The organism is Parafrankia discariae (assembly GCF_000373365.1).
Classification (GTDB): domain Bacteria; phylum Actinomycetota; class Actinomycetes; order Frankiales; family Frankiaceae; genus Parafrankia; species Parafrankia discariae.
Map to the genome: position 1 here is coordinate 36,157 of NZ_KB891221.1, position 25,194 is coordinate 61,350.

Below are 25,194 nucleotides of genomic sequence, written 5' to 3' on the forward strand. Positions count from 1 at the left end.
GGCGCGGGTTCAGCCGCTCAGTGCAGTGTGCCCTGCCCGCGGAGGTGGTCGACGAGCTGCTCGCCGACGTGGCGGATGTGCTCCGTCATCGCGGTGCGGGCACCGTCGGGGTCACGCTCGCGCAGGGCGGCGAGGACGGGCGTGTGGTCGTGCGCCGACGCGGCCGCCCACCCCTCGATCCGGCTGAGCGCCTCGTCGTCGAGCAGCTCGGCGGCCCGAGCCGCGAGCTCACCGGCGACGAAGGCCTGGACCTGGAAGAGGTCGCTCACGTCCTGCCGGGTGATCGGCGCGACGCGGTAGCCGCGCCGCGGCTCCCAGCGCACCGATCCCTCGCTCTGCAGGATCATCATCGCTTCCCGCACGGGAGTCTGGCTCACCCCGAGCTCGGCGGCCAGGTGCTCGGTCCGCACGAAGTCGCCGGACTTGAACTGGGCCACCATGATGCCCTCGTGGACGGAAGTGCCGGGTCGCCTCCTGGGCCCGCACCACGTAGACGAGGTGATGCATCCGTCCCAGCTGTGCCGAGATGCCCGCCGCGCTCGGGCCGGCTGGCGGCTCGGCCGGATCAGCCGCGGGCCCGGCCCGACCGGCTGGGATCTCGGTGACATGTTGATCCACTCACGATCCCCTTCGACCGAACTCTTGCGCACTCTGCATTCAATAGAATCTGCGTCAAGGTAGGCGAGTTTGGCGATCGCCGAGGATGGCCCAGGGTCCCCGCCTGTCGTCCAGCCCTGTTCTGCCGTCCATGAGGTGCTGCCCGTACTACGACCGGACTGCCTGCGCGGCCTTTCGTCAGCCGGCGACGGTTCGCTCCTGGAGCACCGCGACCAGGTCGGCCTCGAGAGCTGGGGCCTGCGCCGGGAAGTACCCCAGCAGGACACGCAGGCTCGGCAGGGACGGTTCCGTCCCGCTGTCGGCGTCGGCGAACTGGGGAAGGTGCCTGCGGAGGACCGGTTGGAGCGCGGCCCACAGCGCGGAGTCGCGAAAGAGTTCCTTGAGCGGGGTGTCGAGGGTGTGGACGGGCCGTTCCGGCATCGGGACGTCGTACTCCCACCGGTGGCTGCCCGGCCCTGCCTGGACGGTCAGCTCGTCGGGGTGGCCCGGCAGGACGACGTCCGCGGTGGCGCCTGGCGGGACGGCGACGTCGACGGTGAGATGGCCGTCGGGTTCCTGGCGCCAGGCGACTCGCACCCGGCCGTGCGGGGTGTCGTGGGTGAGCGTGGCGTGGGTGAGGCAGCCCCCGGGCCGCGGCGCGATCCGCATCCGCCGGTAGCCGGGCTCGACGGGTTCGAGGCCACCGACGACGCGGTGCAGCCAGTCCGCGATGGCGCCCAGGGCGTAGTGGTTGAGCGACGTCATGCCGGTGTCGTGCAGCGATCCGTCGGGACGGATCGCGTCCCACCGCTCCCAGATCGTCGTCGCGCCCCGCGTCACCGGGTAGAGGAACGAAGGGCATTCGGTCTGCAGCAGCAGCCGGTAGGCGGTGTCGAGCTGGTCGGTGCGGCTCAGCGCGTGTGCGACCAGCGGCGTGCCGGCGAAGCCCGTGCTGATCCGGTGTCCGGCCTTGTCGACCAGCTCGGCGAGCCGGCGGCCGGCGCGCGCCTGTTGGGCCGGGTCGAGGATGTCGAAGCAGATGGCCAGGGCGTAGGCGGTGGCCGTGTCGTTGGCGACCAGGCCGGACGGGGTGACCCATTCGTCGCGGAAGGCCACGCGGACCCGCTGGTGCAGTGCCGTGTACCGGGCGGCGTCGCCGGCGTGGCCCAGAACAGCGGCGGTCCGCGCCAGCTGGTGGGTGGTGTGGCACAGGTAGGCGCAGGCGACCAGGTAGGCGTCCGTCTTCCCGCCGGCCGGGTTCTTCGGGGGCGCGTCGGGATCAAGCCAGTCGCCGAGCTGGAAGCCGGAGCTCCACAGTCCCCGCTCGTCCAGCCTGGCCTCCACGCTGTCGATGAAGGCCGTCATGGACTCGTACTGGGCGGCGAGAAGCTCCCGCTCGCCGTACTGCTGGTAGAGCGTCCACGGCAGGCTGACAGCGACGTCTCCCCACAGCGCGGTGGGCGTCGTGATCGGCATTGCCCCCACATCCGGGACGACCAGTGGCACGTGACCCTGCTCGCGCTGCTCGGCGACGAGGTCGGTGAGCCACGAGCCCAGCACCCCGCGCACGTCGTAGAGGAACGCGGCGGTGGGGCCGAAGGCGTTGATGTCACCGGTCCAGCCGAGCCGCTCGTCGCGCTGCGGGCAGTCGGTGGGCACGCCGACGAAGTTGCCGCGCATCGACCAGACGACGTTGCGGTGCAGCTGGTTCACCAGCTCGTCGGAGGTCTCGAACCAACCGGTCCGGCGCATGTCGCTGTGCACCACCACCGCGGTCATCGCCTCGGTGTCGAGGCGACCGGGCCACCCTTCCACCTCGACGTAGCGGAAACCGTGGAAGGTGAACCGCGGCTCCCACGTCTCCGGGCCACCGCCACGCAGAACGTAGCGGTCGGTCGCGAGCGCCGTCCGGTTGGGCCGGAAGTCCGCCTCACCGTCGATCAGGGTCTCGGTGTGCCGCAGGACGATCGTGGTACCGGCCTCCCCGCGGACGGTGAGGCGGACCCAGCCCGAGAGGTTCTGCCCGAAGTCGACGACCGTCCGACCTTCCGGCGTCGTCAGGATGTCGACGGCGGGCAGCTCCTGCACCCGCCGGATCGGCGGCGCGCTCGGCGCGATCAGGGTGTTCAGGTCGCGTGGGACGACCTCGACCGGCGACCATTCCGCGTCGTCGAAGCCGGGCTCGGCCCAGCCCGCCGGTTCCCGTCGCGCGTCGTGGGTCTCGCCGTCGTAGATGCTGTCCGCCAGGGTCGCCCCGGTACCGGCACGCCAGTCGGCACCACTCACGATCACCTCCACGCGGTCGCCGTAGTCGAGATCGAGTTGCAGGAACCCTGCCGGGCGGTCCGCCCAGACGGCCCGCTTGCCCTCCTCCCAGGTGAGCCTGCCCACCGCCCAGCCCTCACCGAGGACGGCGCCGAGAGCGTTGACGCCTTCCACCACCAGGCCGGTGACCTCGTGACTGCTCACGACCAGGCGATGCCGGTAGGACGTCCAGCCCGGAGCGAGAACCTCGTCTCCCACCGGGGCCCCGTTCAGGTGGGCCTCGATCAGTCCCACCGCGGTGACGTGCAGGGTGGCGGAGCGCAGGCCGGCGCCCACGGTGAACTCCCGGCGCAGATACGGCGCCGGTACGGGATCCCGCCCGCCCCGGGTCGGACGGGGCGGCGATGAAGGCGGCGTTCCAGTGAGGGGGCATGGGACCTCGATCTCTGGCGGAACCGGCGACCGACGGCGGGCCGGGGCCGGTCAGGCAGGCGGGCGGGGCGGTGTGGCGCGGGGCGGGGCGATGCGGGACGGTGCGGCCGGGTCTGCCGGCTCGAAAGGCACGTCGATGTGGCCGCGCTCGAGGTCCGTGACTCCGGCCGCGCCCAGGAGGGCCAGGGTGCGGTGGACGTCGGCGGCGAACCAGGCGAGCAGCCGGTCGACTCCGCGTTCCCCGGCGGCACCGAGCGCGTAGAGGTAGGCCCGGCCCGCCATGGCCGCCGTCGCGCCGGCCGCGACCGCCTTGACGATGTCGCTGCCGCGCCGGACCCCGCCGTCACAGATGATCTCGGTGCGACCGCCGACCGCGTCGGCCACCGGAGCGACGAGGGGCAGGGTGGCCGGTGCGCCGTCCAGCTGCCGGCCGCCGTGGTTCGACAGCACGATCGCGTCGACGCCGGCCTCGGCGGCGAGCTTCGCGTCCGCGACGGTCTGGATGCCCTTGACGATCACGCGGCCGTCCCAGACCGAGCGCAGCCAGGTCAGGTCCGCCCAGGACAGGCCGGGGTCGAACTGGGTGTTGATGTAGTCGGACAGCGTCACCGGTGACGCGCCGTCGCCCACCTCGCGGCCCGCGACGTTGCTGAACCGGATCGGTTCGCTGCGGACGAACTGCCAGGTCCAGCCGGGATGCAGCAGGCCGTCGAGGATCGTGCCCGGGCCGATGGTCGGCGGCAGGGAGAAGCCTCGGCGGACGTCGCGCTCGCGGCGGCCGAAGACGGCGGTGTCGACGGTGAGCACGATCGCCTCGTAGCGGGCCGCGGCGGCGCGGTCGATCATCTCCTTGACCAGGCCGCGGTCGCGCCAGGCGTAGACCTGGAACCACAGCCGCCCGGCGCTGACCGCGCGGACCTCCTCGATCGAACGCGTGCTCAGGGTCGACAACGTGTAGGGAAGGCCGGCGCGGGCGGCGGCGCGGGCCACCGCCAGCTCCCCCTGCGGATCGGCGATGCGGGTGAAGCCCGTGGGCGCGAGCACGAGCGGGTACGCCGCCGGCGCGCCGAGGATCTCCGTGCCGATCGAGACCTCGGGCAGGCCGCGCAGCACCCGCGGGCGGAACGTCGTGGCGGCGTAGGCCCGCTCGTTCGCGGCGAGGGTGCGTTCGTCCTCCGCGGCGCCGTCGATGTAGTCGAAGACTCCGCCGGGCAGCCGCCGGCGCGCCAGCCGCCGCAGGTCGTGCACCGAGGCCGCCCGGGCCAGCCGCCGCTCGGTCGGGTCGGTCTCGACGGGTCCGAACCGCATTACGGAACGCAGTGTCGCCAGGGGCCTCATGACGGCTCGTACCTCCGGAGGGTCGATGCGCGCGCGAGCTGTTCGCGCAGGTCTTCCAGGGTGGCCGGCGCGGCGCCGTACGCCCGTGCCTGGACGAGGACGTTGCCGAGCGCGGTCGCCTCGACCGGCCCGGCGACGACCGGCACCCCCGCCGCGGTCGCGGTGAGCCGGCACAGTAGCTCGCCGCGGGAGCCGCCACCGACGAGGTGGATGACCTCGACCTTTCGCCCGGTCAGGTCCGCGGCCCGCCGCAGGGTCTGCGCGTAGGCGAGGGCGAGGGAGTCGACGACGCAGCGCGCGAGCGCGGCCGGCGTCCGGGGCACCCGGCCGTCGCCGTCGCCGTCGCGCACGGCCGCCGCGATCCGGGCCGGCATGTTTCCCGGCGCGATGAGCGCGGGGTCGTCGACGTCGATCACCGGGCCGCCGCGCGGCAGCGCCGCGGCGGCGGCGAGGAGATCCTCGAGGTCGGGGTTGTTCCATTCCCGCAGGCATTCCTGCAGCAGCCACAGCCCGCCGACGTTGCGCAGGAACCGCACCCGGCCGTCGACGCCGATCTCGTTGGTGAAGTTCGCCGCGCGGGCGTCCGGGGTGAGCACCGGCGCCGGCAGCTCCAGGCCCACCAGCGACCAGGTTCCGCACGAGACGTAGCCGAAGCTGTCGGTCGTCGCCGGGACTCCGACGACGGCGGAGGCGGTGTCGTGCGAGCCCACCGTCGTCACCGGGACCGGCGGCCCGAGCGCGTGAGTGACGCCGCGGACGGTACCGGGCGTCTCGAGGTCCGGCAGGAGCCGGCGCGGGAGGTCGAGGCGCCGCAGCAGCTCGTCGGACCACTGGAGCGTCCGGACGTCGAGCAGGCCGGTCGTCGAGGCGTTCGTGAGCTCGGTGCGCAGCTGGCCGGTGAGCCGGTAGGCCAGCAGGTCGGGTACCAGGACGACGTGCGCGGCCCGGTCCCACAGAGGGCCGCGCCGCTGCGCGGCGAGCTGGTACAGCGTCGTGAACGGCAGGAACTGCAGCCCGTTGACGGCGAACAGCTCCTCCGGTGGCACCGCGGCGTGCACGTCGTCGACGAACCGCGCGGCGCGGCCGTCCCGGTAGGCGACGGGTGGCGCGAGCAGCTCGCCGGCACCGTCGAGCAGGCCGAAGTCGACCGCCCAGGTGTCGATGCCGATCGACTCCAGCGCGGGCCACTCCCGGGCCAGTCTGCGCAGCCCGCGGAGCATCTCGCGGTGCAGGTGGTCGAAGTCCCAGCGCAGTGATCCCGCGGTCTCGACGAGCGGGTTGGTGAACCGGTGGACCGGGCGCAGGGACACCGCCGCGCCCTCGACCAGCCCGGCCATCACCCGGCCGCCGGACGCGCCGATGTCGACGGCGGCGAACACCCGGGCGGCCATCGTCAGCGCAGGAAGGCGGCCGCGACGCCGGCGTCGACGGGGATGAGCAGGCCGGTCGTGTGGCTGAGCTCGCCCGAGCACACGGCCGCGACCGCGTTGGCCACATGCTCGGGCAGCACCTCCCGCCCGAGCAGGGTCCGCCGGGCGTAGAAGGCGCCGAGCTCCTCCTCGGGGATGCCGTAGACCGCCGCGCGCTGTGCGCCCCACCCGCCGGCGAAGATGCCGCTGCCGCGCACGACGCCGTCCGGGTTGACGCCGTTGACCCGGATCCCGTGGCCGCCGAGCTCGGCGGCCAGCAGCCGGACCTGGTGCGCCTGGTCGGCCTTCGCGGCGCCGTAGGCGACGTTGTTCGGCCCGGCGAACAGCGCGTTCTTGGACACGATGTAGACGATGTCACCGCCGAGCCGCTGGTCGATCATGGCTCGCGCCGCGGCCCGCGCGACGAGGAAGCTCCCCTTCGCCATGACGTCGTGCTGCAGGTCCCAGTCCCGCTCGGTGGTCTCCAGCAGCGGCTTGGAGATGGACAGGCCCGCGTTGTTGACGACGAGGTCGATCCCGCCGAAGGCGAGAAGTGTCGCCTCGACGGCGGCCTCGACCTCGTCCGCCTTCGTCACGTCGGCACCTACGCCGACCGCGACATCGGCGCCGCCGAGATCGGCTGCCGCCGACACGGCCCTGTCCGGGTCTAGGTCGGCGACGACCACACAGGCGCCGTCGGCGGCGAGCCGGGCCGCGGTGGCCTGGCCGATGCCACTGGCCGCGCCGGTGACCAGCGCGACCCGGCCCGCGTGCCGCTTCGGGGACGGCAGGCGGCGCAGTTTCGCCTCCTCCAGCGCCCAGTACTCGATCCGGAACTTCTCGCTCTCCGGGATCGGGGCGTAGGACGAGACCGCCTCGGCGCCGCGCATCACATTGATCGCGTTGACGTAGAACTCGCCGGCGACCCGGGCCGTCTGCTTGTCCCGGCCGTAGGAGAACATGCCCACGCCCGGCACGAGGATGATCGCCGGGTCGGCGCCGCGCATCGGCGGCGAGTCGCCGGTGGCGTGCCGCTCGTAGTAGGAGCGGTAGTCGTCGCGGTAGGCCTCGTGCAGCTCCGCGAGCCGCTCGACGCACTCCTCGGGTGACGCCGAGGCCGGCAGGTCGAGCACCAGCGGGCGGACCTTCGTCCGCAGGAAGTGGTCGGGGCAGGACGTCCCGAGCCGGGCCAGCGCGAACAGCTTCTCGCTCGCCAGGAACTCCAGGACGGCGTCGCTGTCGGTGAAGTGGCCGACCATGCGGTGGTCGCGGGACGCCACCGCGCGCAGGTGGGGCGCGAGCGCGGCGGCCCGGGCGCGCCGTCGCTCGGCCGGCAGCGCGCGCCGGGCGTCGACCACGGCGCCGAAGGGCCGCGGCCGCCCGTGCCGCTCGAGGTGGAGCCGCGCCCGCTCGATGATCCAGGTGGAGTTGCGCTCGGACTCCTCGCTGGTGTCGCCCCACGCGGTGATGCCGTGCCCGCCGAGGATGCAGCCGACGGCGCCGGGGTTGTCCCGCCGCACGGCCGCGATGTCGAGGCCGAGCTGGAAGCCCGGCCGCCGCCACGGCACCCACACGACCTTCGTGCCGAACACGTCCTTCGTGAGCCGTTCACCGTCGGCGGCGGTCGCGAGGGCGATGCCGCTGTCCGGGTGCAGATGGTCGACGTGCGCGGCCTCGACGAGCCCGTGCATGGCGGTGTCGATCGAGGGCGCGGCACCGCCCCGGCCGTGCAGGCAGAAGTCGAAGGCGGCGACCATCTCGTCCTCGCGGTCCGCGCCGGGGTAGACGTCCGCGAGGGCGCGCAGCCGGTCCAGCCGGAGCACGGCGAGGCCGGACTCGGTCAGCGTGCCGAGGTCGCCGCCCGACCCCTTGGCCCACATCAGCTCGACGTCGCGGCCGGTGACCGGATCGGTCTCGACGCCCTTGGCGGAGGTGTTGCCGCCCGCGTAGTTGGTGTTGCGCGGGTCGGCTCCGAGCCGGTTCGACCGGGCGAGGAGCTCGGCGACGGTCCGGTTCCCGCTCACGCGCCCCACCCTGCCTGGGTGCCGCCGACCCGCTCGGCCGCGACGCGCTGGGCGTAACCGCTGGCCCGGAAGGCCGCCAGGGGGTCGGCGGGCAGCCCGCGCGACTCACGCCAGCCGGCGAGGTCGGCGCGCACGTCGGTGTAGAAGGCGTCCATGAGGACGGCGTTCGCGGCCAGCACGTCGCCGGCGAGCTCAGCCTCGGCGAGCGCGACCCGGTCGACGAGCAGCGCGCGGGCCGTCATCTCCTGGACGTTGAGCACGGATCGGATCTGGCCCGGGATCTTCGCCTCGATGTTGTGGCACTGGTCGAGCATGAAGGTCACCTCGCTGCCCTCGTCGTAGCCACCACCCCGGACGACCTCGGTCATGATCCGGAACAGCTGGAAGGGGTCGGCGGCGCCGACGATCAGGTCGTCGTCGGCGTAGAAACGGGAGTTGAAGTCGAACGCGCCCAGCCGCCCCAGCCGGAGCAGCTGCATCACGATGAACTCGATGTTGGTGTGCGGGGCGTGGTGGCCGGTGTCCAGACACACCACGGCACGCTCGCCGAGCGCGAGGCAGTGGACGTAGGCCGTGCCCCAGTCGGGGACGTCGGTCGCGTAGAAGGCCGGCTCGAACAGCTTGTACTCGAGCACGAGCCGCTGGTGCTCCGCCAGCCGGGCGTAGATCTGGCGCAGCGCGTCGGCGAGCCGGTCCTGCCGGTCGCGCAGGTCGGCCTGGCCGGGGTAGTTCAGCCCGTCGGGCAGCCAGATCTTCAGGTCGCGGCTGCCCGTCGCGTCCATGATGTCGACGCAGTCGAGGGCGTGTCTGACCGCCTTCGCCCGGACGCGCTCGTCGACGTGGCAGAGGCTGCCGAGCATGTAGTCGTCGTCCTGGAACGTGTTCGTGTTGATCGTGCCGAGCCGGACGCCGTTGGCCCGCGCGTGCTCGCCCAGCTTGCCGAAGTCGTCGACGACGTCCCAGGGGATGTGCAGCGCGACCGACGGCGCGAGCCCGGTCAGCCGGTGCACCTGCGCCGCGTCGGCGACCTTCTCGAACGGATCACGCGGGATGCCACGCTGCGTGAACACCTTGAACCGGGTCCCGGAGTTCCCGAACGCCCACGAGGGCAGCTCGATCTCCTGCCGAGCGAGATCCTCTGTCGTCTGGCTGAATGCCCGCATCACTGCCAGCCCTTCCGGTCGCCAGCCCTTCCGGCCGCTGTGAGATCTTGTAAATTGTCACACAATCTCGCACGGCCGGCAATCGTGAACCGAGAAGGCAGTCGTCAGCCGAGAAGGAGAGGCACCCAGCCGCACACCGGCAGGCGCGGCGGCGTCACCGGAGCCGCGTCACCGGACCTGCGTCACCCGCCGGTAGGGCGCCAGCCGGTCGTCCTGCGGGTCGAGCTCGGTCACCAGCCAGTCGACGCGGTCCCAGTCGAGCCAGCGCGCGACGGCCCGCGTGCCGAGCTTCGAGGAGTCGACGGCCAGGACGATCTGCTCGGCGCCGGCGGCCAGCGCGCGCTTGACGTCGGCCTCCTCCGGGGTCTCCTCCAGCGGGCCCGCCCGCTCGTCGAGGGCCGCCGCCGAGGCGAACAGCCGCCGCACGGTGATGTCCGCCGCCGCCCGGCTCGCCAGCGGGCCGACCAGGCTGCCGGTCCGGGGATCGAGCCGCCCGCCGGTCAGCAGCACCGAGATCCCCGGCCTGTCCCGCAGCACGCCGAACGTGTCGGGCCCGTTCGTGACGACGAGCAGGTCGTCCGCGCCGGTCAGAGCACCGGCGAGCCGCATGACCGTCGAGGACGCGTCGAACGCGACCGCGCCGCCGTCCGGGACGAGCCCGGTGAGTTTCGCCGCGATCCGCGACTTCGCCGCCGCCATCCGGTCCCGCCGCTGGGCGAAGCTGCGCGGGCCGACGGAGCGTGCCCCGCCGCGCACCCGGCGGGCCACCCCACGTTCCTCCAGCTGGAACAGGTCCCGGCGGATCGTCATCTCGCTGACGTTGAGCGCCGCCGCCGCGGCGGTGATGGTGACTGCCCCCTGATCCCTGAGCTGGTCACTCAGCCAGGTCAGGCGATCCTCGCCGGGGACGTTCCGCTGGGGCAGTGACACAGGGACCTCGCCGGGCGCGGCGTTACGTGTGTGAGAACGATGTGCGAAGCGACGTCAGGCTAACGCACCCGCCGTGGCCGCGAGCCGCGGCCACCACCCCCACCCTCGCAGCCCACCCCTGCTACTTGCGCGTACCAATCACTTGATGCTAGCTTGATCTTCATTAATACTATTACGTGCTAGTTTTTCTAGGGAATCAGTTTTCCAAGGCACCATTTTTCCAGGGCACCAGCACAGCGGCCTCGACTGCGAGCGCTCCGCACGGCCGTTCACGGTCAGGAACTCGAGGACAAGAATGGGGACAGCGGACCGTCCGACGCCGGCCATGGACGAGGAGTGTTCCTCCGCATGGCAGCTCATTGGTGACAATCAGTACGGCGGCAATCTCCCCGAGATCACCGAGGAGATAATTCCGCGCTCTCGCGGCCCGTGAACGCTGGCTCACACGGGTGCTCGCCCGCACCAGCGGTCACCATCCCGGAAGCTCCCACCCTGCGGGGTGAGCGCGAGTCAAGAAGATTCCGGGAAGTCATGAACGTCAATCCGATTCTGCCCGGCTTTCACCCGGACCCGTCGATCTGCCGGGTGGGCGATGACTACTACCTCGTGACGTCGAGCTTCGAGTACTTTCCCGGGGTGCCGATCTTCCACAGCACGGATCTCATCGGCTGGGAACAGATCGGCAACGTGCTCGACCGCCCCACCCAGCTGAACGTGACCCCGGGCCTGGCCTCGGCCAGCACCGGGATCTTCGCGCCGACCCTGCGCCACCATGACGGCAGGTTCTGGCTGATCACGACGAACTTCGCCGACGTCCGCAGGGGCCACCTCATCGTCCAGGCGACCGATCCGGCCGGCGCCTGGACCGACCCCGTCCACACCGGCGGGGCGACGGTCGGGATCGACCCCGACCTGGCCTGGGACGAGAACGGCACCTGTCATCTCACGTGGTGCTTCCCCGGGCAGATCATGCAGGCCGCCGTCGACCCGGAGAGCGGCAAGCTGCTCTCCGAGCCCCGCGGGCTGTGGAGCGGGACGGGGCTCGCCCACCCCGAAGACCCGCACCTGTTCCGCCGGGACGGCTGGTGGTACCTGGTCATCGCCGAGGGCGGCACCGAACACCCGGTCCAGAGCACCGGCCACGCCGATCTCGTCGAGCTTCCCGGCGGTGAGTGGGCGATGGTGCACCTGGGGGTACGCCCACGCGGCACGTTCCCGAAGTTTCACGTCAACGGCCGTGAATCGTTCCTGACCGGCATCACCTGGGCCGATGGCTGGCCGGTGGTGGTGGAGGATCGATTCCCGGTGCCGGTCCGGGACAACTCCTTCACCGACGAGTTCCCCACGCCGACGCTGCACCCCCGCTGGATCTCCCCCGGGACCGACCCGCGGACCTTCACCCGCCATCGAGCCGGCGGCGGAGTCGCCCTGGCGGCCGGCCGGGCACCCGACGCGGGCCAGGCCAAGCACCTGCTGGCCGTGCGCGCCCAGGACCCACAGTGGCAGGCCACCGCGGTCATCCCCGAGGGCGACGCCGGCCTGACCATCCGGATCGACGACGCCCACTGGGTCGCCACCGAACGGCGCGGGGACGTGCTGACGGCCAGGACGGTCCTCGGCCCACTCGACCAGACCCTCGCGACCACCACCGGGATCAGCCCGAGCGAGGCGCTCGCCGTCCACGCCGTGACGCACGCCGACGCCGCCAGCTTCCGCGCCGGCCCCGACCAGCTCGAACTCGGCCACCTCAGCGACGGTGAGTTCCGCCTGCTCGCCACGGTCGACGGGCGCTACCTCTCGACCGAGGTCGCCGGCGGTTTCACCGGGCGCGTCGTCGGAGTCGAGGCGATCGGCGCCGACGCCACCCTGTCACGCTTCGAATACCAGGCCCGGTGACCCGCCGGCGCGCGACTAGCCCTTGAACGGTTGCACCGGCTGGCCGTGGGCTCCCGGGGCGAAGGCGAACACCGCGCCCGCGGCCGGATACCGGGTGAGGTCGGTATCGACCTGGGAGGTGGTGATGAAGAGCGTGTCGAGGCGGTCGCCACCGAAGGTGCACGCCGTCACCCGGGGCACGGGCAGCGGTACGATCCCGTCGAGGCGGCCGGCGGGTGAGTAGCGGTGGACCGCGCCGCCGCCCCACAGCGCCACCCACAGGTAGCCGTCGGCGTCGACGGTGAGCCCGTCAGGCACGCCCGCGTCGGCAGGGACGGTGACCAGGGTCCGACGGTTGCTCAGCCCCCGTTCCGAATCGTAGTCGAAGACGTCCACCCGTGACGTCGGCGAGTCGACGTAGTACGCCCGCGCGCCGTCAGGGCTCCAGGCCAGCCCGTTGGAGACGGTGACGCCGGTCAGCACGACGCTGACGGTGCCGTCGGGGGCGAGCCGGTAGAGCGAACCGGCGCCGGTCGTCTCGGCGTAGGCCATGGATCCGCAGTAGAAGCGGCCGTCCGGGTCACAGCCGCCGTCGTTCATCCGGACCCCGGCACCGGCGTCCCACAGATCTCCGAGATACCGGCGGACGCCGGCGGTGAGGCCAGCCGGGTCAGGCGGATCAGCCGGGTCAGCGGGCTCGGCGTGGTCGATGAGCGCGAAGCCGCGTTCCAGCGCGAGCACCGTCCCACCCGCGGCTCGTGGTCGCAGCGCCGCAGCCACGGCGCCGACATGGTCGCGGCGGACGGCGCCGCTCGTGGTGTCGACGGCGAGGACGTCACCGGCCAGCAGGTCGACGCAGCGCAGGCCGCCCCAGTCGGGGCTCCAGACCGGGCCCTCGCCGTGGAAGGCCACCGGGTCGGTGATCTGCTCGGGGCGGTCGGTGGCCACCGGTCAGACGCCGCGGCCGCGCTGGGGGATCCCCCAGGGATTGTCGTCACGCAGGGGCTCGGGCAGCAGGCGCTCGGGTAGCGACTGGTACGTGACGGGCCGCAGGAACCGGGAGATCGAGGTCGTCCCGACCGAGGTGTGCAGGGACGTCGTCGCCGGGTACGGGCCGCCGTGGGTCATGGCCGGGCTGACCGACACGCCGGTCGGCCATCCGTTCCACAACACCCGCCCGGCCCGTTCCCGCAGCTCGGCGAGCAGGTCCGCGGCGAGGACGTCGTCGGTGTCCTCGCCGTGCACGGTGGCGGTGAGCTGTCCGCCGAGCGCCCGGGCCACCGCGAGCAGGTCGGATGGATCGTCGTAGGCGACGAGCAGCGACGTCGGGCCGAAGCACTCGACCGCTAGCGCGCCCGGGTCGCGCAGCCAGTCGGCGACACCGGTGGCCAGCAGAGTCGGCGTCACGCCGGTCGTCGTCCCGGCGCCGGCGGCCAGCACCCGAACCGCGGGATGGCCTGTGAGCCCGTCGAGGGTGTCCCGGTAGCCGGCCGCGATCCGCTCCCCCAGCAGCGGGGTGGCCGGGCGCGCGGACACCAGCCGGACGAGGTCCGCTTCGGCTGATCCGGCCGGGGCGAACAGGAGGCCGGGCTTGGTGCAGAACTGGCCGGTGCCCAGCGTGTAGGACTCGACGTAGCCGGCCCAGATCTCCGGCCCGCGCCGAGCGGCGGCGGCCTCGGTCACGAAGACCGGGTTGACGCTGCCCATCTCGGCGTAGAACGGGATCGGCTCGTCGCGGGCGGCGGCGAGGTTGAAAAGGAGCCGGCCGGCGTGCTCCGAGCCGGTGAAGGCACCGGCCCGTACCCGCGGGTCGACGAGAGCGGCCCGTGCCGGCTCGTCACCTTCGATCAGGGCCAGTGTCCCCGCGGGCGCACCGGCGGCGGCCAGCACGTCCGTGACGACGGCGGCAGTGAGACGGGACAGCTCCGGATGGCCGGGGTGGGCCTTGAGCAGCACCGGACAGCCCGCGGCGAGCGCGGCGGCGGTGTCCCCACCGGCGACGCTGAACGCGAAGGGAAAGTTCGAGGCGGCGAAGACGAGCACCGGCCCGACCGGGATCAGCATCCGGCGCAGGTCGGGACGCGGCCCGGTGGGCCAGGCCGGGTCGGGTGGGTCGATCGTCGCCTCGAGGTACCGGCCGTCGTCGAGGAGCCCGGCGAACAGGCGGAGCTGGAACGTGGTGCGGACCAGCTCACCGCGCAGGCGCGGTTCGGGCAGCCGGGTCTCGCGCATCGCGACCGGGACCAGGGTCTCGGCGGCGGCGTCCAGGGCGTCGGCCACCGCGCGCAGCAGCGACGCTCGCGCGGCCGGCGCGAGCGCGCCGAACGGCCGGGCCGCCGCCGCGGCGGCGGCGAGCAGCCCTTCGGTGTCGGTCGTGACGGTGGGCACGGCCATCCTTCCGTTGACGAGGTTCCTCACGAGTCAGTGCCGCTCCGGGACGCGGGATGCAGCAGGATCTTCACGGCGGTGCCGGCGACGTCTTCGAGGAGCCGGAACGCCTCGCCGACGTCGTCGAGCGGCAGCTCGTGCGTGACCAGCGCCGCCGGGTCGAGCTGGCCGGCGGCGAACGCGCGTACCGCGTGGGTCCAGGCCCGCGACGGGGCCCCGAACACGGTGTGCACGGTGAGCTGGGGAAGCACGAGGTCGATGGCGCGCAGCGGGTGGTCGCCGTCCGCGGCGAGACCGGCGAGCACCACCCGCCCGCCGCGGCGGGCCAGCCCGCAGGCCAGCGCCGCGCTGCCGGGCGCGCCGGCGGCCTCGACCACCACGTCGAACCGCCGCGACCACCGGCCGGCGGCGGCCTCGTCCGGTGACAGCAGCGTCGCGGCGCCGCACCGTGCGGCGAGCTCGGCGCGGCCCGCGCGGGGGTCCACGGCGACCAGCTCGGCCGGGCCGCCCGCCGCCAGCAGCTGCGTGGCCAGCAGGCCGAGCGTGCCCGCGCCGACCACGGCGACCCGCTCGCCGGGAACGGAACCGGCCTGCAGGCAGGCCGCCGCGGCGCAGGCGGCCGGCTCCAGGCCGGCGGCGGCGCGCAGGTCGGCGCCGGGCGGCAGGACGTGCAGGAGATGGCTCGGCACGACCAGGTGGTCGGACCACGCGCCGGGACAGGTGAAGCCGGTCTCCTCGTAGGGGGCGGTGCACAGGTTGGTGTCGCCGCGCCGGCAGGCGGCGCAGACCCGGCAGGAGCGGAAGCCCTCGGCCACCACCGGCCGGCCCACGAGACCCGTGTCTCCCGCCGGGCCGACCGCCGCCACCGTCCCGGACCACTCGTGCCCCGGGACGACCGGGTACCGCACGAATCCGGCGGGCCGGGTGCCGCGCAGCACCTCGCGGTCGGAGCCGCAGATGCCCGCCCGGGCCACCCGGACCAGCACCTCACCCGGCCCGGGAGCGACCGGTTCGGCTGGGCGGATCTCCAGCCGTCCCGGCTCGTCGATCCACACCGCGCGTCCGGTCACGGTCAGCCGCGGCCGGGCGGGCGGGAGCCGCGCAGCTCCCAGCCGTCGGTGTAGAGGTCGAAGTGGGCGCCGCGGGACGGGTGGGCGGCCACGACGTCGACGTCCAGCTCGACGCCGAGGCCGGGTGCGGTCGGCAGGGCGAAGTAGCCGTCGACGACCGGCGGCAGGCCCGGGGCCGCGAGCTTGACCTCCTCGTCGGCGAAGTCGTTGAAGTGTTCCTGGATCATGAAGTTGGGGGTGCAGGCGGCCAGGTGCAGGTTGGCGGCGGTGAGCACCGCGCCGCCGACGTTGTGCGGGGCGACCAGCGTGAAGTGGGTCTCCGCGGTCGCGGCGAGCTTGCGGGTCTCGCTGATGCCGCCGAGGTGGCCGATGTCGGGCTGGATGATGTCGGCGGCGCCCAGGTCGAACAGCTCCCGGAACTCGGTGCGGTCGTGGATGCGCTCCCCGGTCGCCACCGGGGCGTCGATCCCGGCGGCGGCCTTGGCCAGCGCCCGCAGGTTCTCCGGTGGCACCGGCTCCTCCACCCAGCCCGGCTCGAACTCGGCCAGCGAGGCGGCGATCCGGATCGCCTCGTGCGGCGCGAACCGCCCGTGCATCTCGACGAGAATCTCCACGTCCGGCCCGACCGCGTCGCGCACCGCCTCGACCAGGGAGATGGAGTGGCGGCGTTCGGCCCGGTCCAGCTCCCACCGGCCGGCGCCGAACGGGTCGAGCTTGAGTGCCCGGTAGCCCCGGTCCACCACCGCCCGCGCCGCCGTGTGGAACTCCTCGGGGGTGCGCTCGACGGTGTACCAGCCGTTGGCGTACGCCTTGATCCTGTCCCGGACCTTCCCGCCCAGCAGCCGCCACACCGGCTGTCCCAGGGCCTTGCCCACGATGTCCCAGCAGGCCATCTCGACGCAGGCGATACCGGACATGACGATCTCGCCGGCGCGCCCGTAGTCACCGCGTTTCATCCGGTCGACCAGCGACTCGATGTCGAACGGATCGGAGCCGAGCACATGGTTGCGGGTCGCCTCGGCCAGGTAGCCGAGCAGCGCCTGGGTGTGGCCGAGCATCCGGGTCTCCCCCACGCCGACCAGGCCATCGTCCGTGAAGACCTGGACGTAGGTCAGATCCCGCCACGGGGTCCCGTACACGTGCGTCCGCACGTCGGCGATCTTCATGACAGTGCCCCCGGTGCTCCTTCGACAGCGGCGACCGGCGGAGTCGCCGGTGGGGCCGGCGAGGCCGGTGCGTCGCCGGGTGGCGCCGGGACGGCCAGCCCGGCCGGACGCCGTCCCGACCCGACGGCGTCCGGGTAGTAGCGGCGCAGCAGCTCCAGGCCGATCTCGGCCCGCCGGACCCGTTCCCGCCCGAGGGCCACGGCGGTGGCGGTCAGGTGGGTGCCGCTGGGATAGATGTTCGGCGCGTTGCGCAGCCCGAACTTCAGGTAGACCGGCGCGGCGACCCGGACGATCTCGGCGATCTCGAAGTGGCGCACGAAGCCACCGAGGTCGTCGGGCGCCTCGACGTAGAGGTCGATGGGGATGTCCACGGCCGCCCGGACCGCCGCGAGCTGGGCCAGCGACAGGTCGGTCGGCACGTTGTAGGTGTCGGCGCCGAGCTGCTCGACCAGGCGGATCGACGCAGGGTTGGCGCAGCCCATCTGCACGCTCACCTTGAAAATCAGCTCCGGTGGCAGCTCACCCGCCGTCCGCATCCGGCCCGCGACCGACAGCACCCCGACGTCGGTGACCAGGACGCTGCGGATTCCGGCCTCGGTGGCCCGGCGGATGTCCTCCAGCACGTGCACGAGCTGTTCGGTCCCCCGCGCCTGCGCGGCCAGGCCGGCGCTGCCGGGGGCCAGGGCGGCGGCCCCGGTGTCCCAGCCGGCCAGCGGCCGGGCGAACAGGCTGACCTCGACGGCCGCCGCGGCCCCGGCGGCCGCCAGCGCCGCCAGCTCGCCGCCGGTCAGCAGCAGCCCGCCGCTGCCCTGCGAGACCCGGTGGACCGGGACGCCCCGGCGGTCCGCCTCGGCCAGCACCGCCGCCAGTGCCTCCGGCCCCTCCACACTCGGGATCTCCACCCGGTACTGGGCGCCGTCCGGGAACCGCTTCCCGCTGGACGGCAGGTCGGTGGGATCGGCGCCCGGCAGCCCGAGCGAGCGGAGGAAATCACGCGTCTGTCGCACCCGCGCCTCCCGTTCCTGTGCATGGCCAGGTTGGCCGGCGGAACCGACGCGATCCGGTGCCGGCGCGCGGCCGCCCGTGCGTGACAACGGCCGCGAGGACAAATGTTAGCGCTAACATTTCGCCGGTCAAGCCCGGCGGCGCGACGCGTCCAGCCCGGCGCCCAACGACCAGCGGGTGCAGGCCGGCTATAACGGAGCGAGCGGACCGGTCGCGGCGCAGCTGACGAGGACGCCATCCGCCCGGTGACGCGATACGAAGAGCGGCACGTCAAGAGCGACGAAGGTGGACCGAATTGGACGGAGCGGACCGGGGCGGCGAGCCAGCGCCGCAGATGGTCCCCGGCGCGTCCGAGCCAGGCGGACAGGGCGAGCAGGGCGGACAGGTCAAGCTGGCCGGGCCGGGCGGGCCGGGCGAGGTGGGGAGCACGAGGCCCGCGTCCGGCCGGCCACCGGCCCTGACCGACGTGGCCCGCCTCGTCGGCGTCTCCCACCAGACCGTGTCCCGCGTCGTCAACAACCACCCGGGTGTCCGGCCACGGACCCGGGAGCGGGTCCTGGCGGGCCTGCGCGAGCTCGGCTACCGGCCGAACCCGGCCGCCCGGGCGCTCGCCACCGGCCGCTCCCGGACCCTCGGTGTCCTGGCCCTGACCGGCACGCTCTACGGGCCGACGTCCACGCTGTACGCCGTCGAACAGGCGGCGCGGGCGGCCGACTACCAGGTCACGGTGGTGAGTCTGCACTCCCTCGATCCGGACGCGGTCCGGCAGGCCCTCGGGCGTCTGCTCGCCGGTGGCATCGACGGGGTCGTGGCGATCGCGCCGCTTCTCGACGCGACCGACGCGCTGAGCGCGGTCGCGACCCGCCTGCCGCTCGTCGCCGTCGAAGGGCGCCCCGACGGAAAGATCGCCACCGTCTCGGTGGACCAGGAGCACGGCGCCCGGACCGCCACCGAGCACCTGCTCGCCGCCGGCCACCCGACCGTCCGGCACGTGGCCGGACCGTCCGACTGGTACGAGGGCGCCGGACGGATCGCCGGCTGGCGCGCCGCGCTCGAGGCGGCCGGCGCTGCCGTCCACCCGCCGCTGGCCGGTGACTGGACCGCCCGCGCCGGCTTCGCCGCCGGCCGCCAGCTCACCCGCGAACCCGACCTGACCGCCGTCTTCGTCGCCAACGACCAGATGGCCCTCGGCGTCCTGCGTGCCCTGCGCGAAGGCGGCCGCCGGGTACCCGAGGACGTCAGCGTCGTCGGATTCGACGACATCCCCGAAGCCGCGTACTTCTCACCGCCGCTGACCACGCTCCGGCAGGACTTCACCGAGGTCGGCCGTCAGAGCCTGCGCTCGCTCCTGGAGCAGGTCGAGACCGGCGAGACCGGCCGGGCTCACGTCGTCATCCCGCCGGAGCTGGTCCTGCGCCGCAGCACGGCACCGCCACCCTGACGTTCGCCATCAGCGCGGGTCCGCCAGCGAGGTGCCGCCGACCGGCACACACAGGTGGATCACGGCATCCCTCCCGGTCCTCCGGTGGTAGGGACCGACCACCGCTCGGGCGAAGCCGGCCGCCGAGTCCGCGTCGACCAGGGCGATGACGCAGCCGGCGAAACCGCCGCCGGTCATCCGCGCGCCGTGGCAGCCGGGGGTGTTCCGGCAGACCTCGACCGCGGCGTCCAGCTCGGGACCGCTCACCTCGAAGTCGTCCCGGATCGATCGGTGGCCGTCGAGGAGCACGGCGCCGGCCCGTGGCAGGTCCGCGCGGCGCAGCGCGTCGGCGAGCTCCCGTACCCGCGTGTTCTCGGTGACGATGTGACGCGCCCGGCGCAACGCCACCGGGTCGAGCCGGCGGGCCGCGTCGGCGGGCAACCGGTCACCGAGGTCGCGCAGGCTCGCGACGCCCAGCCCGGCCGCCGCCCGCTCACATTCGGCCCGGCGCTGGGCGTAGGCACTGGTGACCAGCTCCCGACGGGTGCCGGTGTCCACGACCGCGACGACGACCGAATCCGGGACGGCGACCGCGGTCACCGTCAGATCACGGAAGTCGATCTCCAGAGCGTGGCCGGCCGTCGCCGCGGCGCAGGCGATCTGGTCGAGCAGACCGGTGGCGGCGCCCACCCAGCCGTTCTCGGCCCGCTGGGCGAGCCGGGCCGCCCCGATCGGATCCCAGCCGGTGTCCCACACCACCGCGCAGGCCCGTGCCACGGCAAGCTCCAACGCGGCCGACGACGACAGCCCGGCGCCGAGCGGCAGGTCACTGGCCAGCGTCCCGTACCAGCCTCGCGACGCGGCGGCGCCGGCGACCGACGCCGCCATCACGACGACGCCCTCGACGTACCCGGCCCATCCGGACTGCGCGGCCCCGGCCCGGCCGGGCGACCCGGGCTCAGGCGGCGGAGGAGGCGGCAGGCCGATCCGGGCCGGTGCCGCGCGATGCTCGGAAAGCACCTCGACGAATCCGTGGCCCGAAGTCGCGAGCGGGGACGGGGAGAACGCGAGGCACAGCTCGAGGTCGATCGCCACCGGCAGGCAGAGCCCGCCGTTGTAGTCGGTGTGCTCGCCGATCAGATTCACCCGGCCAGGCGAGCGGACCAGGTAGGCCGGCCGGGCCCCGTGGCACCGGACGAACGCCGCGACGGCCCGCTCCGCCGCGCCCGTTCCGATGCCCCCGGCCGTCGCGCCATCCTCACCGGGCCGGCTCATCGGACCCGGCCCGGTCCGACGACCGGCACGTGGGCCCGCAGCATCGCCGCAGCCTGCTCCGGGGTGATGTCACGCTGCGCGCCGGCCAGCATCTCGTAGCCGACGAGGAACTTGCGGACGGTCGGCGAACGCAGCAACGGCGGGTAGAAGTGGGCGTGCAGCTGCCAGTGCCCGGCCCCTGCCGGCGCGACCGCAGTGGCACCGTCCGGTCCGGCACCGTCCGGCCCCGGGGCGCCGTGCCAGCCCATCGAGTAGGGGAACGGCACGCCGAACAGGGCGTCATAGGCCGTCAGCAGGGTCCGCAGCATCCCGACCAGGCTCTCCCGAAGGGGTCCGTCCAGCTCGGGGAGGCTGGCGACCGGGCGCACGGGCACCAGCATCGTCTCGAACGGCCACACCGCCCAGTAGGGCACGACCGCGAGCCACTCGCCGTCGGCCGCCACCACCCGTTCCCCGGCGGCGCGCTCGATTCCGGCGTAGTCGACCAGCAACCGGCGACCGTGCCGGCTCAGGTAGTCACGCTGGAGGACGTCCTCCACGGCCGGCTCGTCCGGCAGTGAGGCGCTCGCCCACACCTGGCCGTGCGGATGCGGGCTGGAGGCACCCATCGCGGCCCCCCGGTTCTCGAAGATCTGCACCCACCGCCACACCCGGCCCAGCTCGGCGGCCTGGCCGATCCAGAGGTCGACAACGGCCGCCAACTCCCCGTCGCCCATCGACGCGAGGTGCCGGTCGTGACGCGGCCCGAAGCACAGCACCCGACAGACACCGGCCTCGGGCTCCGCGCGCAGCAGCTCCTCGGCGCCTCCCGCCCGGCCGGGCGGGATTCCTGACTCGGCCCGCATCTCCAGGCGCTCGTCAGACAAGGGGGGTCGCAGCGCCGGGAAGTCGTTGGCGAACACGTACGGCCCGGCATAGTCGGGATTTCGGATCCGGTCGAGGCCGGCGGCCGCCCTGAGGTTGCCGGGACACAGCCCGCACTCCGGGTCGTGCCGCGCCACCGCTACCGGGCTGACCACCTGGCTCTCACCCGACCACGGCCGCTGGTCCCGACCAGCCGACACCAGAACCCACCGCCCCCGCAACGGATCGAAACGTCGGTGGGGAGTGGACGGGACGCCACTCCCCCGGGCTGTTCCACTCATCGAGGGCCACTCATCGAGGTCGAATGTTAGCGCTAACACCCCGATGGTCAAGGATGCCCGCCATCCGTTCACGGGAACAGACGGACACCCGGCCACCCGAGCTCACCGGCCACGAACCGGCATGGGTCACTTCCTGCTGGGGGCCTCGACGAGCCCGGTCTGGTAGGCGATCACGACGAGCTGGGCGCGGTCGCGGGCCGCCACCTTGGTCATCGCGCGGTTCGCGTGCGTCTTGACGGTCAGCGGCGACAGGTACAGCTGTTCGGCGATCTCGTCGTTCGTCAGCCCGTAGGCGATGAGCCTGACGATCTCGTTCTCCCGCTTGGTGAGCAGGTCCAGCCCCGCGGTGACCGCGGGTGCCGGTGTGGCCGGCTGCCGCAGGTACTGCTCGATGAGGTGACGGGTCGCCTGCGGGGACAGGAGCGCGTCGCCGCGGGCGACGACCCGGATCGCGGCGACCAGCTCGTCGGGTTCCACGCCTTTGCCGAGGAAGCCGCTGGCCCCGACCCGCAGGGCCTCGAAGACGTGCTCGTCGAGCTCGAAGGTGGTCAGGACAAGCACCTTCACCTCGTTGAGCGTCGGGTCGCCGGTCAGTTCGCGGGTGGCGGACAGGCCGTCGACGCCCGGCATCCTGATGTCCATCAGGATGACGTCGGGACGGGTCTCACGTGCCAGGCGGACCGCTTCGGCGCCGTCGGCCGCTTCGGCGACCACGGTGATGTCGGCGGCGGCCTCGACGAGGACGCGGAAACCGGCGCGGATGAGCGCCTGGTCGTCGGCCAACAGGACACGGATCACTGGGGTGTCACCTTCACAAGTGCGGTGCGGTGCGGGGGGGTGACGGTAGCCGTATACAACGAGGTACTCCGCCGTCTGCCATCGAGGGTGGAGGCGGCCAGGGCCGGTGGGGGCGCCTCCGGGACCGGCAGCGTCGCGGTGACCACGAAGCCACCCTCGCCGTCGGAACCGGCCTGCATGTGGCCGCCGACCGCGGCGGCCCGCTCGCGCATGCCGAGCAGGCCGTGCCCGCCGCGACCGCGCTGCGCCGCCGGGTTCTGCGTAGGGCCGGGGGCGGGCTGTTTCCGGGTGGGGCCGGTGCCGGGGAACCTGCGGGCAGGACCGGTGCCGGGCGGCTGGCCGGTACCGCCGGATGCGGGGAGAGCCATGCCCGCGGTGTTGTGGATGCGAAGGCGCAACTCGCCGAAACCGTAGCCGACCGCGACCGAGGTCCGGGCGCCCCGGGAGTGCTTGTGAGCGTTCGTCAGTGACTCCTGCACGATCCGGTAGGCGGCCAGGTCGGTGAGCGCCGGCAGCTCGCGGGACTGACCGGTCACGTCGAGTGCGACGGACATCCCGCCTGCCGTGAAGCCGGACAGCAGCGTGGGGAGTTGGGACAGGCCCGCGGGCGGCTGGGTCGACACCGGCTCGGAGGTGTCCCGCAGCGCGTAGACCAACAGTTTCAGCTCGTCCAGGACGGTGGCGCTGGCGCGGCGGATGTGGCCGAGCGCCTCGTCGGCGCCGGCCGGCTGCTCGTAGAGCATGTGGGAGGCGACGGCTGCCTGCACCTTGACGAGAGTGATGTGGTGGGCGACCACGTCATGCAGCTCCCGGGCGATGCGTAACCGTTCCTCGGCGACCTGCCGCCGGGCCTCCTCCTCCCGGCTCTGCTCCGCCCGCCGGGCCCGGTCCTCGACCGCGGCGATGTAGGCACGCCGGCTGCGGACCGCGTCCCCGGTGGCGGTCGCGGAGACAACCCAGGTGGACAGGCCCAGGACCACCGCCACAACCCCCTGCTTCTGCCACAGCGCCGGCGGGATCAGAACGATCATGGAGGCGAGGGCCGAGATCCACGCCGCCTCGCGGGACCGGTAGACCGCCAGGCTGTACAGGGCGACCCCGGTGGCGAAGGTGAGCGGTGGGCTGTCGTCGGGCGTCAGGTTGAGGACGAACACGAGCACGGTGCAACCGAGGACGACGCCGAGAACCGCACCCGGCCATGATCGGCGCGCCACCAGGGCGGCACAGCCGATCATGCTCATGACCAGGCTGGGCCCGGTCGGCCTGAGGTGGCTGGGAGCGCTCTGCACGGCCAGCCACATCCCCAGGGCCAAGACCACGACAGCGAGCAGGCCGTCGACCAGCCAGGGGTAGCGCCGAGCCGTACACCGGCACACATTCCAGAACTGCGCGATCTTTGGTGCCACCGCAACCACGGTACCCAGCGGTTGCCGATTGTCGACCTGCGGCGATAGTAGTTCCTCGTCTACTGCGTCCGTAGTAGACGAGGCGTCGCCGATCAGTCGCGGACGACATCCGCCACGGATCGGCGACGTGGCGTGTCAATTCCGGCAGAACGACACGCCGGGGAACACCCACCGGATCGGGGAAGGAAATCTTTTCGCCGCTCCCGCGGAGTGGCGATCGCCGATGCGGTGAACGGGTGGTCGCGGATCGGACGGGCACTTACGTGACAACCCGCGGCCCTCGGCGGACCGACGAAGTGGTCGGCTACTGCCGGCGCGGTAGTCACAATGACTTCCCCTGGTGGATGAAGAGGCCGGGCCGGCGGTGCACAGTGGTCCGATTCCCAGGTGCAGCCCAGGACCGGAGGTCTGAGTGACAACGACCGGGCGGTCAGCTCTCACAAGACGCTGCGATGCCGACGGCCTTCCACGGTGACCCACGCAACCGGAAACCTCCAGTGGACGATCAACGCTCAGCACGGCGACGCGCCCCCCTGGCCGGTCCGCCAGTGGACCTGAGCACGCTGAGCGTGGTCAGCCCAGCGGGCCGGACCACGCTGGCAGGCAACGCGTCATACCTGGTCGGCCGGGCCCGCGGCGCTGACATCGTGATCGGTGACGGCAGGGTCTCCCGGCACCACCTCGTGCTCGAACCGGTCGCTGACGGCTGGCACGTGCGGGACATCAGCGCGAACGGTCTGTGGCAGGACGGGCGCCGGATCAGAGGCACCACGCTGCGCCTGGGTGAGGTGCGGCTCCGGCTCGGTGCCGCCGACGGTCCGGAGGTGGTCCTTTCCCCGCGGCCGGTCAGGTCTCCGGAGTACGACGAGCTGCGCCGGCGGATCGGCTACGTGCCGCAGGCCGATCCGCTGCACGCCCAGCTCACCGTGCGGGAGGCGCTCGAGTACGGCGCCGAGCTGCGGTTCCCCGCGGACACCACCGCGCAGGAACGGCGGGCCCGGGTGGCGGAGGTGATCGGCGAGCTCGGTCTGACCGCGNATTCCGACACCCCGGTGAGCCGGCTGTCGGGTGGGCAGAAGAAGCGGACGTCGGTGGCGCTGGAGCTGCTGACCCGGCCGTCGCTGCTGTTCCTGGACGAGCCGACGTCGGGGCTGGACCCGGCGAACGACCAGTCGGTGATGGAGACGCTGAAGGGCCTGGCCAAGGGCGGCGGGGTCGGTTCGGCGGACGAGAGCGGCCGCACGGTCATCGTCGTCACGCACAGCGTGCTGTTCCTGGACCTGTGCGACTACATCCTGGTCCTCGCCCCGGGTGGGCACGTGGCCTACTTCGGCCCGTCGGGTGGCGCGTTGAGCTTCTTCGGCAAGGAGGACTTCCGCGAGTTCGCGGCGGTCTTCCGGGAGCTGGAGAGCACCCCGGGCGCCGAGATGGCGGCCCGGTTCCGCGCCTCGGAGTACTTCGTACCCTCCGCCGTCGTCGCGCCGGTCG

At 73.1% G+C, this 25,194-nt stretch carries 19 protein-coding genes; 3 read left to right on the forward strand and 16 right to left on the reverse strand.

Features of this window, described 5'->3' with window-relative positions; genetic code table 11:
* Nucleotides 1-17 precede the first annotated feature (17 nt).
* The 7 genes from B056_RS37160 to B056_RS0119120 form a co-directional block, all read right to left on the reverse strand.
* Complete coding sequence (locus tag B056_RS37160; protein ID WP_018503465.1) at nucleotides 18-440, reverse strand: GntR family transcriptional regulator; 423 nt, start codon at nucleotides 438-440, stop codon at nucleotides 18-20.
* 355 nt (nucleotides 441-795) lie between these two features.
* Complete coding sequence (locus tag B056_RS0119095; RefSeq protein WP_018503466.1) at nucleotides 796-3,198, reverse strand: glycoside hydrolase family 78 protein; 2,403 nt, start codon at nucleotides 3,196-3,198, stop codon at nucleotides 796-798.
* Nucleotides 3,199-3,345: 147 nt separating this feature from the next.
* Nucleotides 3,346-4,602, reverse strand: coding sequence for an alpha-hydroxy acid oxidase (locus B056_RS0119100; protein ID WP_018503467.1), 1,257 nt, complete (start codon nucleotides 4,600-4,602; stop codon nucleotides 3,346-3,348).
* A 26-nt stretch (nucleotides 4,603-4,628) separates the two neighbouring features.
* Nucleotides 4,629-6,023: a rhamnulokinase gene (locus B056_RS0119105; protein WP_018503468.1), complete on the reverse strand. Its 1,395-nt coding sequence runs from the start codon at nucleotides 6,021-6,023 to the stop codon at nucleotides 4,629-4,631.
* Between the two features lie 2 nt (nucleotides 6,024-6,025).
* Nucleotides 6,026-8,065, reverse strand: a complete 2,040-nt coding sequence (locus B056_RS0119110) for a bifunctional rhamnulose-1-phosphate aldolase/short-chain dehydrogenase (RefSeq protein ID WP_026239870.1) — start codon at nucleotides 8,063-8,065, stop codon at nucleotides 6,026-6,028.
* Complete coding sequence (rhaI, locus tag B056_RS0119115; RefSeq protein ID WP_018503470.1) at nucleotides 8,062-9,228, reverse strand: L-rhamnose isomerase; 1,167 nt, start codon at nucleotides 9,226-9,228, stop codon at nucleotides 8,062-8,064. The genes B056_RS0119110 and rhaI overlap by 4 nt, the downstream gene beginning before the upstream one ends.
* 168 nt (nucleotides 9,229-9,396) lie before the next feature.
* Complete coding sequence (locus tag B056_RS0119120; protein ID WP_018503471.1) at nucleotides 9,397-10,158, reverse strand: DeoR/GlpR family DNA-binding transcription regulator; 762 nt, start codon at nucleotides 10,156-10,158, stop codon at nucleotides 9,397-9,399.
* Between the two features lie 531 nt (nucleotides 10,159-10,689).
* Between B056_RS0119120 and B056_RS0119125 the strand changes: the two genes are divergently transcribed.
* Nucleotides 10,690-12,054 (forward strand): glycoside hydrolase family 43 protein, encoded by a 1,365-nt coding sequence (locus tag B056_RS0119125; RefSeq protein WP_018503472.1) that lies wholly within the window; start codon nucleotides 10,690-10,692, stop codon nucleotides 12,052-12,054.
* A gap of 15 nt (nucleotides 12,055-12,069) precedes the next feature.
* Here B056_RS0119125 and B056_RS0119130 read toward each other — a convergent pair whose 3' ends face one another.
* From B056_RS0119130 to B056_RS0119150, 5 genes are read right to left on the reverse strand one after another with little or no spacing between them, the layout of a single operon-like run.
* The gene (locus B056_RS0119130; protein ID WP_018503473.1) at nucleotides 12,070-12,981 is read right to left on the reverse strand and encodes an SMP-30/gluconolactonase/LRE family protein; all 912 of its coding nucleotides are present in this window, start codon (nucleotides 12,979-12,981) and stop codon (nucleotides 12,070-12,072) included.
* 3 nt (nucleotides 12,982-12,984) lie between these two features.
* Nucleotides 12,985-14,427 (reverse strand): aldehyde dehydrogenase (NADP(+)), encoded by a 1,443-nt coding sequence (locus tag B056_RS0119135; protein ID WP_020572581.1) that lies wholly within the window; start codon nucleotides 14,425-14,427, stop codon nucleotides 12,985-12,987.
* Nucleotides 14,428-14,447: 20 nt separating this feature from the next.
* Nucleotides 14,448-15,491, reverse strand: coding sequence for a zinc-dependent alcohol dehydrogenase (locus tag B056_RS0119140; RefSeq protein ID WP_026239872.1), 1,044 nt, complete (start codon nucleotides 15,489-15,491; stop codon nucleotides 14,448-14,450).
* Nucleotides 15,492-15,493: 2 nt separating this feature from the next.
* The gene (locus tag B056_RS0119145) at nucleotides 15,494-16,657 is read right to left on the reverse strand and encodes a mandelate racemase/muconate lactonizing enzyme family protein (protein ID WP_018503476.1); all 1,164 of its coding nucleotides are present in this window, start codon (nucleotides 16,655-16,657) and stop codon (nucleotides 15,494-15,496) included.
* Entirely contained in the window at nucleotides 16,654-17,664 is a 1,011-nt protein-coding gene (locus B056_RS0119150; protein ID WP_018503477.1) for a U32 family peptidase, read from the reverse strand. The genes B056_RS0119145 and B056_RS0119150 overlap by 4 nt, the downstream gene beginning before the upstream one ends.
* A 293-nt stretch (nucleotides 17,665-17,957) precedes the next feature.
* Between B056_RS0119150 and B056_RS0119155 the strand changes: the two genes are divergently transcribed.
* On the forward strand, nucleotides 17,958-19,103 hold the full coding sequence (locus B056_RS0119155; RefSeq protein WP_020572582.1) for a LacI family DNA-binding transcriptional regulator: 1,146 nt from the start codon (nucleotides 17,958-17,960) through the stop codon (nucleotides 19,101-19,103).
* A 9-nt stretch (nucleotides 19,104-19,112) separates the two neighbouring features.
* On the opposite strand, the gene galK is transcribed toward B056_RS0119155, so the two are convergent.
* From galK to B056_RS0119175, 4 genes are all read right to left on the reverse strand, one after another.
* Nucleotides 19,113-20,357: a galactokinase gene (gene galK / locus B056_RS0119160; RefSeq protein WP_018503479.1), complete on the reverse strand. Its 1,245-nt coding sequence runs from the start codon at nucleotides 20,355-20,357 to the stop codon at nucleotides 19,113-19,115.
* Nucleotides 20,354-21,502: a UDP-glucose--hexose-1-phosphate uridylyltransferase gene (locus tag B056_RS0119165; RefSeq protein ID WP_051105672.1), complete on the reverse strand. Its 1,149-nt coding sequence runs from the start codon at nucleotides 21,500-21,502 to the stop codon at nucleotides 20,354-20,356. The genes galK and B056_RS0119165 overlap by 4 nt, the downstream gene beginning before the upstream one ends.
* Nucleotides 21,503-21,628: 126 nt before the next feature.
* Complete coding sequence (locus B056_RS0119170) at nucleotides 21,629-22,300, reverse strand: response regulator (RefSeq protein ID WP_018503481.1); 672 nt, start codon at nucleotides 22,298-22,300, stop codon at nucleotides 21,629-21,631.
* Nucleotides 22,297-23,706, reverse strand: a complete 1,410-nt coding sequence (locus tag B056_RS0119175) for a sensor histidine kinase (protein ID WP_026239875.1) — start codon at nucleotides 23,704-23,706, stop codon at nucleotides 22,297-22,299. The genes B056_RS0119170 and B056_RS0119175 overlap by 4 nt, the downstream gene beginning before the upstream one ends.
* Nucleotides 23,707-24,254: 548 nt before the next feature.
* Here B056_RS0119175 and B056_RS0119180 point away from each other — a divergent pair.
* The coding region (locus B056_RS0119180) for an ATP-binding cassette domain-containing protein (RefSeq protein ID WP_018503483.1) at nucleotides 24,255-25,194 on the forward strand (940 nt) is incomplete at its 3' end.